Origin of the sequence: Paracandidimonas lactea (assembly GCF_021653995.1) — a bacterium.
Taxonomy (GTDB): domain Bacteria; phylum Pseudomonadota; class Gammaproteobacteria; order Burkholderiales; family Burkholderiaceae_B; genus Allopusillimonas; species Allopusillimonas lactea.
The window spans coordinates 171,200-184,114 of record NZ_JAJJOZ010000004.1 but is presented as its reverse complement, the minus strand read 5'-3'; the positions used below and the strand labels follow the sequence as shown (position 1 = coordinate 184,114).

The 12,915-nt window shown below is 62.3% G+C and carries 16 protein-coding genes; 13 read left to right on the top strand and 3 right to left on the bottom strand.

Translation table 11 applies throughout. The features are described 5' to 3' along the window. Window positions 1–118: 118 nt before the first annotated feature. Genes LOL23_RS09745 through LOL23_RS09735 form a run of 3 tightly spaced genes read right to left on the bottom strand, consistent with a single transcriptional unit; the run spans window position 119 to window position 2,245 of the window. Window positions 119–925: an N-acetylmuramoyl-L-alanine amidase gene (locus LOL23_RS09745; RefSeq protein WP_160980013.1), complete on the bottom strand. Its 807-nt coding sequence runs from the start codon at window positions 923–925 to the stop codon at window positions 119–121. Continuing rightward, on the bottom strand, window positions 925–1,644 hold the full coding sequence (locus LOL23_RS09740) for an SAM-dependent methyltransferase (protein ID WP_160979704.1): 720 nt from the start codon (window positions 1,642–1,644) through the stop codon (window positions 925–927). Before LOL23_RS09740 ends, LOL23_RS09745 begins: the two co-directional genes overlap by 1 nt. A 19-nt stretch (window positions 1,645–1,663) precedes the next feature. Next, complete coding sequence (locus tag LOL23_RS09735) at window positions 1,664–2,245, bottom strand: Maf family nucleotide pyrophosphatase (RefSeq protein WP_160979706.1); 582 nt, start codon at window positions 2,243–2,245, stop codon at window positions 1,664–1,666. Window positions 2,246–2,345: 100 nt separating this feature from the next. Here LOL23_RS09735 and LOL23_RS09730 point away from each other — a divergent pair, with 100 nt between their 5' ends. The 13 genes from LOL23_RS09730 (at window position 2,346) to LOL23_RS09670 (ending at window position 12,860) form a co-directional block, all read left to right on the top strand. Further along, window positions 2,346–2,909 (top strand): YceD family protein, encoded by a 564-nt coding sequence (locus tag LOL23_RS09730; protein ID WP_160979708.1) that lies wholly within the window; start codon window positions 2,346–2,348, stop codon window positions 2,907–2,909. A gap of 64 nt (window positions 2,910–2,973) precedes the next feature. Beyond that, window positions 2,974–3,156, top strand: coding sequence for a 50S ribosomal protein L32 (gene rpmF, locus LOL23_RS09725; protein WP_160979710.1), 183 nt, complete (start codon window positions 2,974–2,976; stop codon window positions 3,154–3,156). Window positions 3,157–3,204: 48 nt separating this feature from the next. After that, complete coding sequence (gene plsX / locus LOL23_RS09720; RefSeq protein ID WP_160979712.1) at window positions 3,205–4,284, top strand: phosphate acyltransferase PlsX; 1,080 nt, start codon at window positions 3,205–3,207, stop codon at window positions 4,282–4,284. Between the two features lie 20 nt (window positions 4,285–4,304). Next, window positions 4,305–5,279: a beta-ketoacyl-ACP synthase III gene (locus LOL23_RS09715; protein WP_160979714.1), complete on the top strand. Its 975-nt coding sequence runs from the start codon at window positions 4,305–4,307 to the stop codon at window positions 5,277–5,279. Between the two features lie 43 nt (window positions 5,280–5,322). After that, window positions 5,323–6,255 (top strand): ACP S-malonyltransferase, encoded by a 933-nt coding sequence (fabD, locus tag LOL23_RS09710; RefSeq protein WP_160979716.1) that lies wholly within the window; start codon window positions 5,323–5,325, stop codon window positions 6,253–6,255. A gap of 36 nt (window positions 6,256–6,291) precedes the next feature. Then, window positions 6,292–7,032, top strand: coding sequence for a 3-oxoacyl-ACP reductase FabG (fabG, locus tag LOL23_RS09705; protein WP_160979718.1), 741 nt, complete (start codon window positions 6,292–6,294; stop codon window positions 7,030–7,032). Window positions 7,033–7,215: 183 nt separating this feature from the next. After that, window positions 7,216–7,455: an acyl carrier protein gene (gene acpP, locus LOL23_RS09700; RefSeq protein WP_003800961.1), complete on the top strand. Its 240-nt coding sequence runs from the start codon at window positions 7,216–7,218 to the stop codon at window positions 7,453–7,455. Window positions 7,456–7,608: 153 nt separating this feature from the next. Continuing rightward, window positions 7,609–8,838, top strand: a complete 1,230-nt coding sequence (gene fabF / locus LOL23_RS09695) for a beta-ketoacyl-ACP synthase II (protein WP_160979720.1) — start codon at window positions 7,609–7,611, stop codon at window positions 8,836–8,838. Window positions 8,839–8,944: 106 nt separating this feature from the next. After that, the gene (locus LOL23_RS09690; protein WP_160979722.1) at window positions 8,945–9,193 is read left to right on the top strand and encodes a hypothetical protein; all 249 of its coding nucleotides are present in this window, start codon (window positions 8,945–8,947) and stop codon (window positions 9,191–9,193) included. Further along, entirely contained in the window at window positions 9,190–9,789 is a 600-nt protein-coding gene (gene rpoE, locus LOL23_RS09685) for an RNA polymerase sigma factor RpoE (protein ID WP_160979724.1), read from the top strand. Before LOL23_RS09690 ends, rpoE begins: the two co-directional genes overlap by 4 nt. Before the next feature lie 10 nt (window positions 9,790–9,799). Continuing rightward, window positions 9,800–10,288: a sigma-E factor negative regulatory protein gene (locus LOL23_RS09680; RefSeq protein ID WP_160979726.1), complete on the top strand. Its 489-nt coding sequence runs from the start codon at window positions 9,800–9,802 to the stop codon at window positions 10,286–10,288. Then, on the top strand, window positions 10,288–11,340 hold the full coding sequence (locus tag LOL23_RS09675) for a MucB/RseB C-terminal domain-containing protein (protein WP_160979728.1): 1,053 nt from the start codon (window positions 10,288–10,290) through the stop codon (window positions 11,338–11,340). Before LOL23_RS09680 ends, LOL23_RS09675 begins: the two co-directional genes overlap by 1 nt. A gap of 20 nt (window positions 11,341–11,360) precedes the next feature. Beyond that, complete coding sequence (locus LOL23_RS09670; protein ID WP_160979730.1) at window positions 11,361–12,860, top strand: DegQ family serine endoprotease; 1,500 nt, start codon at window positions 11,361–11,363, stop codon at window positions 12,858–12,860. Window positions 12,861–12,915 lie beyond the last annotated feature (55 nt).

Sequence of the window (12,915 nt, the reverse complement as noted above, 5' to 3'; positions counted from 1 at the left end):
GCCGTAGTCATGCCGGCAGTGGCATGCGCTGCAGCGATCGTCTGTACTGCAAAAGCGAATATTGGTATCCAGCCGCGCCTGTCTTGCGGCTGGAAGTGAGGGTGTTTTCTGTGGGCGGCTATCGCATCGCGCTCATGATGCCCAGGGTTTCCGCATCGGGCTGGCCATCGTACAGGGCAGGGCGGTAATGCATCTGAAAGGCGGCAATTACATTCCGGGTAGCTTTATCGAGCATGCCGCTGCGCGGAACCTCGTAGCCCAGCCGCGCCAGCGTCGCCTGCGTCCAGGCGATGTCGGGCAAGCCCTCTTGCTGGAATCGCGCGGCATGCGCGCGGGCCGTATCCTCGTCATACCAGCGGCCCAGGCCCTGCCTGGCCAGTTCGCGCCAGGGGAACATCGGCCCTGGGTCGATCTTGCGCTGCGGTGCAATGTCGCTATGGCCCACGATGTTGACGGGTTTGATCTGGTGGCGGCGCGCAATGTCGCGTATCAGTGCGGTAACAACCTTGATTTGCACGTCTGGATACTGCTGCCAGTGCGGCTGGCTATTGTGGACATCGGTGTACCCGCGCCCTGCGTTGACGATCTCGATGCCTATGGAGCTGGTATTGATGTCGCTGCGGCCATACCAACTGCTGACGCCCGCGTGCCAGGCGCGCCGGCTTTCATCGACCAACTGGTACACACGCGGGCGCGGTTCGTCGGTGACCAGGTAGTGCGCGCTCACGTTATGTTCGGTAAGCGTCTTGAGCGAGGCCTCGTTGCCTGACGAGGTGTAATGCAAGACCAGGAACTCTACCCGGCTGTTCTGGCTCTTGGCGGTAAAGCTGCGATCGATATCGAGTTTGGATGGGTCGTAGGCCGCGCAGGCGGCCAGCAGGGCGGGCAGCGCGGCGATCGCCAGCGCGCGGGCCAGGCGTGCCATCATCGCGCGGCCTGGAACAGGAAAATGGCGGGTTTGCGCGCAAGTTCAGGCGCGGCCATCGACTTCCAGCGCGAAACCGGGTGGGTTTGAACCCATTCTTCGGGTGTGGTGAGCGCGCGTGCCACGCACAAGCGCGTGTCTCCTTGCAGGCTTTGCTTGAGGGTGGCGAGCATGGCGTCGTTGCGATAGGGGGTTTCGATCAGTATCTGTGTTTGTGACAGCTTGCGCGATGCTTGCTCCCATGCTTTGATCTGCCGCGCGCGTTCGCCGGGTTCGATGGGGGCATAGCCATGAAACGCGAAACGCTGGCCGTCAAGCCCACTGGCCATCAGGCTAAGCAGGATTGATGAGGGCCCCACCCAGGGCACCACACGCAGTCCCATATCGTGCGCCACCGCCACCACACGCGCGCCGGGGTCTGCCACGGCAGGGCAACCCGCTTCGGACACCAGGCCGATCTCGCCGCCCGCGCGCAAGGGCTCGAGCCACGTGCGCATCTGCCCCGCGCTGGTTTTCTCATCCAGTGTATGGATGGTGATCTCCTGTAATGGGCGGGTCGTGCCGATCAGCTTCAGGAATGCCCTGGCTGTCTTGGCGTTTTCGGCGATGTAAGTGTCCAGTCTGCCGGCGGCTTCGCAAGCGGCGGCGGGCAGCCATGATTCGGTCGGCGCATTGCCCAGGCCGACGGGGATCAGGTGCAGGGTGCCTATGGGTTTCAAGGGTAAAGCCTCCGTGATGTCATATGGCGGGCGCGAGTGGGTTGATGCCGAAGCCGCGCAGCATCTGGCACAGGGCGATCAAAGGCAGGCCAATGATGGCGGTGGGGTCGCTGGACTCAATACTGTCCATCAGCGCGATGCCCAGGCTCTCGGCTTTGGCGCTGCCCGCTGTATCGTAGGGTTGTTCACGCCGCAGATAGTGTGTGATCTCGTTTTCGCTTAGTGCGCGAAAACGGCATACAGTTACAACGTCGTCGATGACCAGTTGCGTGCCGTCCGTAACGCACAGCGCGCTGTGGAACTCCACCTTCTGCCCCGCCAGCATGGCAAGTTGGGCCGCCGCGCGCTCAAAATTGCCGGGCTTGCCCACGGGTTCGCCGTTGTGGGTGGCGACCTGGTCCGAACCGATAACCAAGTGCCCCGGATGTGCTGCCGCCACTGCCAGCGCTTTGGCGCGTGCCAGCCGCAGCGCCAGCGCGCTGGGGGCTTCGCCGGGCAGTGGGGTTTCGTCTACCCCGGGTGATACCGTGGTAAAAGGTAGCTGAAGCCGCTGGAGCAATTCGCGGCGGTACGGTGAGCTTGAGGCCAGGATAATACGCATAAATCCCTGAAAGACACTGACACATTGACTGCAAATGGCAGATCGCGCTATTATCTTACGTTTTCCTTGTGCTTGAAAGCACGGCAAGGTGGGGCAACCCATGGCAGGCAAAAACACGGTAAACGGCGGCGGCAAGGGTGGCAGCGCCACACGGTACGCCGACAGCGTCGAGCTTGCGCGGCTTGGTCGCGAGGTTCAGGGCGAGGCGCCGCTGGCGGGTTTTGCACGCCTTTTGCAAGGCTTGCCCGAGCAGGCCATCGATGCGCAGGTATCGTGGTCGGTGCGGGGCAGCGCCGATGCGCAGGGCAGGCTGTGGCTGCATGTCGCGGCGCAGGCGGCGCCTTGTGTCGTCTGCCAGCGCTGCATGCAGCCCTTTGCCTGTACGCTGCACGCCGAGAACACGCTTGAGCTCATGAAGTCCGAGTCCGAACTCCAGGCCCGCGAGGCCCACGATGACGGCACCGACAGCTTCGCCGAGCGCATCGTGGGGGCTTCCCGCCAGGATCTTCTCGAACTGGTCGAAGACGAGCTCATTCTCGCCTTGCCGTACGTGCCCAAGCACGATGTATGTCCGTCGCTTCCGGAACCTCTCACGGATACCGAAGGCGGCCAGCCTGCCCGGCCATCGCCTTTCGCGGTGTTGGGCAAGTTCAAGAAAGATTGATTTAACGCAGCATTCAACTTGCGGGCTGTCGCGTACAATACGCCGTCCGCTAACAGGAGTCATCATGGCCGTTCAGCAAAACAAGAAAAGCCCGTCCAAGCGCGGTATGCACCGTTCGCACGATTTTCTTACAACGCCCGCTACCGCAATCGAACCTACTTCGGGCGAGCTGCACCTGCGTCACCACATCAGCCCCAACGGCATCTATCGCGGCCGCAAAGTCCTCAAAACAAAAAACGACGAATAACGCGATTCTGCGCATTCGCAGCATAGAACCACAGCCTGCGCATACCCGATGCCCGCAACTGAAATTCGCATAGCCATCGATTGCATGGGCGGTGATACGGGTTTGCCGGTCACCATACCGGCCGCCTGCGAGTTTGCCCGCCAGCACACCGATACGCGGTTTCTGCTTGCTGGCCCGCCCGAAGCCATCGAGGCCGCCATCAAGGCGGCTGGTGGCGTTGAGCGCGACTGGTACGAAATCCTGCCTGCGTCCGAGATCATCCTCATGGATGATTCGGTCGAGATCGCGCTGCGACGCAAAAAAGACTCCTCCATGCGCGTCGCGGCCCAGGCCGTGAAGGACGGCCGCGCCGATGCATGTGTATCGGCGGGCAATACGGGCGCATGGATGGCGATCACACGCTACGTGCTCAAAACCCTCGACGGCATCGATCGTCCGGCCATCGCCACCTCCATTCCCAACATGAAGGGCGGCGCAACCACCATGCTCGATCTGGGCGCCAATGTCGATTGCACGGCCGAACACCTGTTGCAGTTCGCCATCATGGGGTCGGCCCTGGCCTCCATCGTCGATCGTCTTCCGCAGCCCACAGTCGGTCTGCTCAATATCGGCGAAGAAGTCATCAAGGGCAACGAGGTCGTCAAGCAGGCGGCCGAGCTGCTGCGCACCAGCGGGCTCAATTTTTACGGCAACGTCGAGGGCGACGACATCTGCAAGGGTACCGTCGATGTCGTGGTTTGCGACGGCTTCGTCGGTAATGTGGTGCTCAAGTCCATTGAAGGCGTCGCCAAAATGGTTGCCACTATGCTGCGCGCCGAATTTACCCGCGATGCGTGGTCCATGGCTACGGGCGCCCTGGCCAAGCCCGTGCTCAATCGCCTGCGCGACCGCGTCGACAACCGGCGCTACAATGGCGCGGCCCTGCTGGGCCTGCGCGGCATCGTCATCAAAAGCCATGGCTCGGCCGACGCCTACGCCTTTGGCTGGGCATTGCAACGCGCCCACGGCGCCGTACGCAACGGCCTGCTCGAAGGCACCACACGCGCCATCGACAACCTGCGCCAAAGCCTGCGGGAAGCGGCCCAGGTGGTTGATCTCACCAACGCATCTACAGATCCTGCGTCTTAGCCAAGTCTACGGATACCATCATGCCTTATGCCAAGATAATTGGGTCGGGCGGCTATCTGCCCCCGCGTGTTGTCAGCAATGACGAACTGGCGGCGGAACTCGCCACCCGCCAGATCGAAACGTCTGATGCCTGGATTGTCGAGCGTACTGGCATACACCAGCGCCACATCGCCGACAAGGGTGTCACCACCAGCCAACTGGCCGAATTCGCCGCCCGTGCGGCGCTGAAAGACGCCGGCATCGACGCCACCGAGGTCGACCTTATCATTGTCGCTACCTCTACCCCCGATTTCGTCTTCCCCAGCACGGCCTGCCTGGTGCAGAGCAAGTTGGGCGCGCCGGGTGGCGCGGCATTCGACGTGCAGGCAGTCTGCAGCGGTTTTGTCTACGCTCTCGCCACAGCAGATGCCTTCATCCAGGCTGGCCGCGCGCGCACTGCGCTGGTCATTGGCGCCGAGGTGTTCTCCAGCATTCTCGACTGGAACGACCGCAAAACCTGCGTGCTTTTCGGCGATGGAGCAGGGGCAGTGGTGCTGCGCGCCAGCGACGAGCCCGGCATTCTTGCCGCCCAGCTAAATGCCGACGGCTCTCAGGCAAAAATCCTCTGCGCGGCGGGCAATGTCGCCCACGGCGAAGTGGTGGGCGATCCCTTCCTGCGCATGGACGGCCAGGCCGTCTTCAAGCTTGCGGTCACATCCTTGGCTACCTCGGCGCAGCAAGTCTGCACCCAGGCCGGCGTACCTCTCGATCAGATCAACTGGTTTGTGCCGCACCAGGCCAATGTGCGCATCATTAATTTCCTGGGCCGCCGCCTTGGTCTGGCCGAAGAGCGCGTTGTCATCACGGTCGACAAGCATGCCAATACGTCGGCGGCCAGTGTGCCGCTGGCGCTCGACGAAGCTCGCCGCGACGGCCGCATCAAGGCTGGCGACCTAGTCCTCATGCAGGGCGTGGGCGGCGGCTTTACCTGGGGTTCGGTGCTGGCCCGCATGTAGGCTTCCGCTACCCTTCAACTTTTTCTTGCCAGTTTTCGCATCCATGAAAATCGCATTCGTATTCCCCGGGCAGGGTTCGCAATCGGTAGGCATGCTCGACGCCTGGGCCGGCAACGCCGCTGTGGCTGGCACGCTGGCCAAAGCGTCCAGCGCACTGGGTCAGGATCTCGCCGCACTGATCGCGCAGGGCCCCGCCGAAGACCTGAATCTCACCACTAATACCCAGCCGGTCATGTTGGCTGCGGCGGTGGCGTGCTATCGGGCCTGGATCGAAGCGGGTGGCCGCACCCCTGATGTGGTGGCGGGGCACAGCTTGGGTGAATACTCGGCCCTGGTCGCTGCCGGCGCATTGACGCTGGAAGACGCCGTGCGCATCGTACGCGTGCGTGCAGACGCCATGCAGGCAGCCGTGCCCGTTGGCACGGGCGGTATGGCGGCAGTACTCGGCATGTCCGACGATGACGTCCGTGACGTTTGCGCTCAAGCGGCACAAGGCGAAGTGGTCGAGGCGGTCAACTTCAACGCTCCGGCGCAGGTGGTCATTGCCGGCCACAAGGGCGCCGTCGAACGCGCGTGTGAACTGGCCAAGGCGCGTGGTGCCAAGCGTGCGCTGGTGCTGCCGGTATCGGCGCCATTCCACGCCAGCCTTCTCGAACCCGCCGCCAAGGTGCTTGAACAGGCGCTGGCTGGCATCACGCTCTCGGTGCCCACCATTCCCCTTATCAATAACGTCGACGTGGCCAGCCCGTCCGAGCCTGCCGTAATCAAAGATGCCCTGGTGCGCCAGGCTTGGCATCCCGTGCGGTGGGTCGAAACCATTGCGGCCATGAAGGCGCAGGGCGTTACTCATGTCGTCGAGTGCGGCCCGGGCAAAGTGCTTGCCGGCCTGGTCAAGCGCATCGACAAGGATCTCGTCGGTCTCGCCATCACCGATCCGGCCTCGCTGCAGGCCGCGCTGGACGCCACCCAGGCCTGAGGCCGCGGCGCCGCATGCTACACGGAGATTATCCCTATGCAAGATAAACAACTTGAAGGCAAAGTCGCACTGGTCACCGGCGCCACGCGCGGCATCGGCAAGGCGATCGCACAAACGCTCGCGGCCCAGGGGGCAACTGTCATCGGTACCGCCACCAGCGAGGCGGGCGCCCAGTCGATCACCGACATGCTCTCTGCCTCGGGCGGGCGCGGCGTCGTGCTCAATGTCACCGATGCCCAGGCTTGCGAGGCCCTGGTGGCCGAGCTGTCGGCCCAGGGCGGCCCGCATGTACTGGTGAACAATGCCGGCATCACACGCGACAACCTCGCCATGCGCCTGAAAGACGACGACTGGCAGTCGGTCATCGACACCAATCTGTCGGCCGTTTTCCGGTTGGCGCGCGCTGTCATCAAGCCGATGATGAAAGCCCGCGCGGGTCGTATCATCAACATTACCTCGGTCATCGGTTCGATCGGCAATCCGGGGCAGGCTAACTATGCGGCGGCCAAGGCCGGCGTGGCGGGCATGTCCCGCGCGCTGGCGCGCGAAGTGGGCAGCCGTGGCATTACCGTCAACTGTGTTGCGCCAGGCTTCATCGACACCGACATGACACGGGCGCTCAGCGAGGCGCAGGCCAACGCCATCCTGGCCCAGATACCGATGGGCCGCTTGGGCGATGCGCGCGATGTGGCGGCGGCGGTGGCCTTCCTTGCCAGCCCGCAAGCCGGCTATATTACCGGCACTACTTTGCACGTGAACGGCGGCATGTATATGTAATTCACCGGGCAGATGCCCTGCCGTAGGGTAAAATCTGTCCGGTCCAGAGGTATTGCACCCTGGCCGAGCGCCTGCCGCAGGCAGGCCGGCCAGGCCGCAATGCCGTTTTTTTAGCATGGCCAGCACAATAGACTCATTCGTTTGGCTATAATTCGCGGGAATTTTCCCTACTTGGAGATCTGCATGGAAAGCATCGAACAGCGCGTCAAGAAGATCGTCGCTGAACAACTTGGCGTCAACGAAGCCGAGATCAAGAACGAATCTTCCTTTCTTGACGACCTCGGTGCCGATTCGCTCGATATGGTCGAGCTCGTGATGGCACTCGAAGACGAATTCGAAACCGAAATTCCGGACGAAGAGGCCGAGAAAATCACGACGGTTCAGCAGGCGGTTGATTACATCAATTCGCACAGCAAGCAGTAATATCAACTTTCCGGTCGGCGCCATGGTCAGCAGCGGCGTCGCGCCAAGGCGGTTTCTAGGGGATAGTCCCGCCACCCGGTCCGGGCCTGGTCAGGCAGGGCAGGGCGGTGCGCCTGTTCACTGCAAACCGCCTTTTTCATTCAGGAGTCATCCGTGAAACGACGTGTCGTCATTACTGGTCTGGGTATTGTGTCGCCCGTGGGCAACGACCTGGACAGCGCATGGGACAATATCGTCAACGGGCGTTCGGGCATTTCCGGCATTACGCGCTTTGATGCTTCCGCGATGAATGCACGGATAGCGGGTGAGGTCAAGGGTTTCGACGTCACGCAGTATATTTCCGCCAAAGATGCCAAGACGATGGATACCTTCATCCATTACGGTCTCGCCGCGGGCCTGCAGGCCTGGCGTGATTCCGGGCTCGCGCTTACTGACGCGCAACTGGAGCGCGCAGGTATCATTCTGGGTTCGGGCATTGGTGGCCTGCAGCGCATCGAAGAAACACAAACCGAATACCTTGCACGCGGCCCGCGCCGCATCTCGCCGTTCTTCGTCCCCGCCTCGCTGATCAACCTCATTTCGGGCCAGCTTTCCATCCTGCTGGGCCTCAAGGGCCCCAATTATGCGGTGGTTTCGGCCTGCACTACGGGTCTGCACTCCATCGGCGACGCCGCGCGCCTGATCGAGTACGGAGATGCCGATGTCATGATTGCCGGGGGGGCGGAATCCACCGTTTCTCCGCTGGGCATCGGCGGTTTTGCCGCTATGCGGGCGCTATCCACCCGCAACGATGATCCGGCCACCGCTTCGCGCCCCTGGGACCGCGACCGCGACGGGTTCGTGCTGGGCGAAGGCGCTGGCGCCCTCGTGCTCGAAGAGTACGAACACGCCCGCAAGCGCGGTGCGCGCATTTACGGCGAGTTCGCCGGCTATGGCATGAGCGCCGACGCCCATCACATCACCTCGCCCGACAAAGAAGGCCCGTGCCGAGGCATGCTCAATGCCCTGCGCAATGGGGGTGTCAACCCCGACGAGGTCCAGTACGTCAACGCCCATGGCACCTCCACGCCGCTGGGCGACAAGAACGAATCCGACGCGCTCAAGCTCGCGTTCGGCGATCATGCGTACAAGCTGGTGGTTAATTCCACCAAGTCCATGACGGGGCACCTGTTGGGCGCGGCGGGCGGTATTGAGGCCGTATTCACTACGCTTGCGGTCTACCATCAGGTATCGCCGCCCACCATCAACATCTTCAACCAGGATCCCGAGTGCGACCTGGATTACTGCGCCAATGAAGCGCGCGACATGAAGATCGATCTGGCGCTGTCCAACTCCTTCGGCTTTGGCGGCACCAACGGGTCCATGCTCGTCCGGAGGCTCTAGGCTGTCCGGGCCAGGCTCCCGCACCTGGCCGGCCCGGTACTTACGCCGGGTGGCCGCCTTGCGCCTACTCGGGCGCAAGCCCTTACCATTTACAGGTATATTGTCCGTGCATGCGTCAGGGCTGTGGGAATGCTCCCCCGGCCCGGCGGAGCAGGCCTTCCTGGCTCATGCCGAACACGCCTGGTTCGGCCCGGCGTGGCTGACCTTGCGGCTGTGTCACGCTACAACAGGTATCCGGCGTGATATATGCGTGTGGCGCGCAAGCATGCCGCCCGACGACTGGCGTGCGCTGCGTTGCCAGGTGCTCAGGCAGGCTGCCATGCCCGGGCGTACCCTGACCAAGGAAACCGAATGAGCGAACGCGACATCGACGCCGATCTTGTATCCCGTGTGCAGCGGGGCGACAAGCGTGCGTTCGATCTGCTCGTCCTCAAATACCAGCGCAAGATCATGCGCCTGCTGGCGCGCTTTATTCGTGACCCTGCCGAAATCGAAGACGTGGCGCAGGAGGCCTTTATCAAGGCTTACCGCGCACTACCGCAGTTTCGGGGCGACAGCGCCTTTTACACTTGGCTTTACCGCATCGCCATCAATACCGCGCGCAACTGGCAATCGGCCAGCGCGCGTCGTCCGGTTGCGTTGAACACCATCGAATCCGACGATGGTGAAACTTTTAGCCAAATTGACAACCTAACCGACAATAGCACGCCGGAATCGATGGTGGCGAGCCGCGAGATTGTCGAAACGGTCAACGCTGCCATAAATGCGTTGCCGGAAGAATTGCGCACAGCCATTGTGTTACGCGAGATAGAAGGAATGAGCTACGAAGACATTGCCCAGAGCATGGGATGCCCTATCGGTACGGTACGGTCGCGCATCTTCAGGGCACGCGAGGCCATCGCGGCGCAGTTGCGCCCCGTGCTGGGCAACGATTCCGAACGTCGCTGGTAAGGAGCTACGAATGCAAGCCGCTCAACAACATATCCATGACCAGGAAACCTCCGGCTGGGAGGCCTCGATCTCCGGCTGGGTCGACGGCGATGGCGAAATCCGCCCCGAAGAGCTGGACACCCCCTACGGCCGTCAGCTCTGGGAAACCTACCACTTGATCGGCGACACCCTGCGCAACCCCGATCTGGCCATCAAGCCTTCTGATCGTTTTTACGCACGTGTTTCTGCGGCCATCGACGCAGAGCCGCACATCGTTGCGCCGCGCCTGGCGCGCCATCATCATTTGCGGCTGGGCTTGTCGGGCTTGGCTGTCGCGGCAGCCGTGGCGTCTGTGGTGTGGGTGGCCTTGCCTTATCTTGCCGGGTCTGAGGCGCCGACCAACGTACAGGTGATGGCCAATGCTGGCGAAGAAGCCGGTCTCGGCGATTATCTGTATGCACACCAAGAGCTTGCCGGTGCCGGCCCCGCGCGGCGTGTATCGTTCGAGGTATCGCGCTAATGCTGGTGCTTCAATCCGCCACTGGCATACGTCCGCTGCGTAACCGGTTTGCGCGCGGGCAATTGCGCCGCGCTTCTGGTGTACTCGTCCTGGCGCTGTCTGGCCTTGCGGCCGCGCCTGTCGTGGCGGCGCCGAATGACGCTGGCGCCCAAGGGTTGGTGATTCTACGACAGATGCAGGATGCGGCCCGCAAACTCGATTATTCGGGTGTATACACCTATCAGCAGGGCGCCGTGATGCAGTCTTCCCGCATCACGCACATGGTGGACGGCACCGGTGAGCGCGAACGCATCGAGGTGCTGGACGGCGAGGCCCACGAGTTCATCCGGCACAACGAGGTCACACAGTGCCTGGTGCCAGAGCAGAAGGCGATCATCATCGAGCGCCAGCGCGGCGATCGCTTCCCGGCGCTTATGCTGGGCGACGGTGCAAACATTCCCAAGTACTACGATATCGTGCGTCATGACGGCACCTATCGTGTGGCTGGCCGCGAATGCAACCTGCTTGAGCTGCGGCCGCGTGACGACTATCGCTATGGCTACCGCCTATGCGCCGACACCCGTACGCGTCTGCTCCTCAAGGCACAGGTCGTGGGGCCCGAAGGGCTGATCGACCAGATTTCATTCAACTCTTTGTCGATGGGGGCGCAGGTTGCGTCGGCCGATCTCGAGTCGAGTTGGAATACCGCTGGCTGGAAAGTCGTCGAAACCAGGATGAAGCCGGTCGATCTCGCACAGGCAGGCTGGCGTATCCCGGCGCCGCCGGGTTACGAGCCGGTCATGCAGGTGACGCGGCCCATGCGCAAGGGGCGGGAGGCCAGCCAGTTGCTGCTTACTGACGGGTTGGCGGCTGTGTCCGTCTTCATCGAGCCGCACAAGGCCGATGAACGTGCTTCGCAGCTTAACGAAGCCGTCAGAACCGGCGCAATGAATATCTACCGTACCCGGATTGGGGATTACTGGCTGACTGCCCTGGGCGAGGTACCAGCCGACGCGCTGCTGGAGATTGCCAAGGGTACCCAGTTTGTGCCTGCGGACGATCATAAAAACTAATCATTCATAAGGAGTTTTCGATGCTTTCAGCTCAGTTGCGAAACAGCAGGCTAAAAAGGTTTGCCGGGGTTGTGTCGGTGAGCCTGCTGGTGGCGTGTTCTGCGGTCGGCGCGGCCACGTCCGTCGAGAGCGGTGCCACGGTGCCGACGCCTACGCTGTCTGTGCCCGACTTTACTCAGGTCGTCGCCAAGACGGAGAATTCGGTGGTCAATATCCGCACCACCGAAGCCGTGCCCGTGCGCCCGCGGCTGAATCCAAATGATCCTTATGACATGTTCCGTTGGTTTTTCGGCCCCGATTTCATGCCGCCGGGCGTACGCCCCGACCAGCGCGGCGGCGCGCCGACACAGCCCGCCCCCAAGGAGCAAGAGCGTACGGTGCCGCGCGGCGTGGGTTCGGGTTTCATTATTTCCAAGGATGGCTACATCATCACCAACAACCACGTGGTGACCAAATCCAATGGTATTTTCGTGACGTTGACCAACGGCAAGGAATATCCTGCCAAGATCATCGGCACCGATCAGCGCACGGACATTGCCCTGATCAAGATCGACGCCAAAGACTTGCCCGCGCTGCAGATTGGCGATTCCAAGTCACTGAAAAAGGGGCAATGGGTGCTGGCGATCGGCTCGCCTTTCGGCTTGGACTCCACCGTGACGTCCGGCATCGTCAGCGCCATCAATCGTGATACGGGCGACTACTTACCCTTCATCCAGACAGATGTCGCAGTCAACCCGGGTAATTCAGGCGGGCCGTTGATCGATCTGGCTGGCCGTGTAGTCGGGGTGAACTCACAGATTATTTCCCAGAGCGGTGGCTTCATGGGCATCTCGTTGGCCATTCCGATCGACGAGGCGATGCAGGTGGTCGAGCAGCTCAAGGCCCACGGCAAGGTGACGCGCGGGCGTATCGGTGTGCAGATTGGGCCTGTCTCGGACGATGTAGGCAAGGCGATCGGGCTACCTGAATCCAAGGGCGCCATGGTCAGCAACGTTGAGCCCGGCGGGCCGGCTGCCAAGGCGGGTATCCGCGCCGGCGACGTGATCCTGAAGTTCGATGGCAGTGCCATTGATCACATGACAGATCTTCCGCGCATTGTGGGTGCAACCAAACCAGGCAGCACTGTGCCTATCGAGGTCTGGCGCAAGGGTAAGCGTGAAACGCTGCGTGTAACCGTCGGCGAGATGCCTGCGGGTGATGCGCAGCAGCAGGCCAGCAGCCAGGGCGAACCCGGACAGGGGCCTGCCGATGCGCTGGGCTTGTCTGTAGGGCCGGTAGATGCTGCGGCGGCCGCCCGCCTGCCCATTAAGGGCGGCGTGCAGGTGCGCGATGTGACGGGGCCTGCCGCCGAGGCTGGTCTGGAGCCGGGTGACATTATCGTCACTATCAACGATACAGATGTCACCGACCCCGCGCAGTATGCCAAGCTGGTCGCGGGGCTGGACAAGTCGCGCGCCGCGGCGCTGCTGGTGGTGCGGGGTGATCAGTCGCAGTGGATCACGGTCAAGCCCAAAAAATAATCATCAAACCGGCTAAAATGGCGTAAAGCAGAAGGGGGCGCCCTCGAGCGCCCCC

Bases quoted from the DNA above. Each gene is read 5' to 3' on its own strand.
- LOL23_RS09745 (WP_160980013.1), bottom strand. From the start codon at position 925: ATGGCACGCCTGGCCCGCGCGCTGGCGATCGCCGCGCTGCCCGCCCTG.
- LOL23_RS09735 (WP_160979706.1), bottom strand. From the start codon at position 2,245: ATGCGTATTATCCTGGCCTCAAGCTCACCGTACCGCCGCGAATTGCTC.
- LOL23_RS09730 (WP_160979708.1), top strand. From the start codon at position 2,346: ATGGCAGGCAAAAACACGGTAAACGGCGGCGGCAAGGGTGGCAGCGCC.
- rpmF (WP_160979710.1), top strand. From the start codon at position 2,974: ATGGCCGTTCAGCAAAACAAGAAAAGCCCGTCCAAGCGCGGTATGCAC.
- plsX (WP_160979712.1), top strand. From the start codon at position 3,205: ATGCCCGCAACTGAAATTCGCATAGCCATCGATTGCATGGGCGGTGAT.
- LOL23_RS09715 (WP_160979714.1), top strand. From the start codon at position 4,305: ATGCCTTATGCCAAGATAATTGGGTCGGGCGGCTATCTGCCCCCGCGT.
- fabD (WP_160979716.1), top strand. From the start codon at position 5,323: ATGAAAATCGCATTCGTATTCCCCGGGCAGGGTTCGCAATCGGTAGGC.
- fabG (WP_160979718.1), top strand. From the start codon at position 6,292: ATGCAAGATAAACAACTTGAAGGCAAAGTCGCACTGGTCACCGGCGCC.
- acpP (WP_003800961.1), top strand. From the start codon at position 7,216: ATGGAAAGCATCGAACAGCGCGTCAAGAAGATCGTCGCTGAACAACTT.
- rpoE (WP_160979724.1), top strand. From the start codon at position 9,190: ATGAGCGAACGCGACATCGACGCCGATCTTGTATCCCGTGTGCAGCGG.
- LOL23_RS09680 (WP_160979726.1), top strand. From the start codon at position 9,800: ATGCAAGCCGCTCAACAACATATCCATGACCAGGAAACCTCCGGCTGG.
- LOL23_RS09675 (WP_160979728.1), top strand. From the start codon at position 10,288: ATGCTGGTGCTTCAATCCGCCACTGGCATACGTCCGCTGCGTAACCGG.
- LOL23_RS09670 (WP_160979730.1), top strand. From the start codon at position 11,361: ATGCTTTCAGCTCAGTTGCGAAACAGCAGGCTAAAAAGGTTTGCCGGG.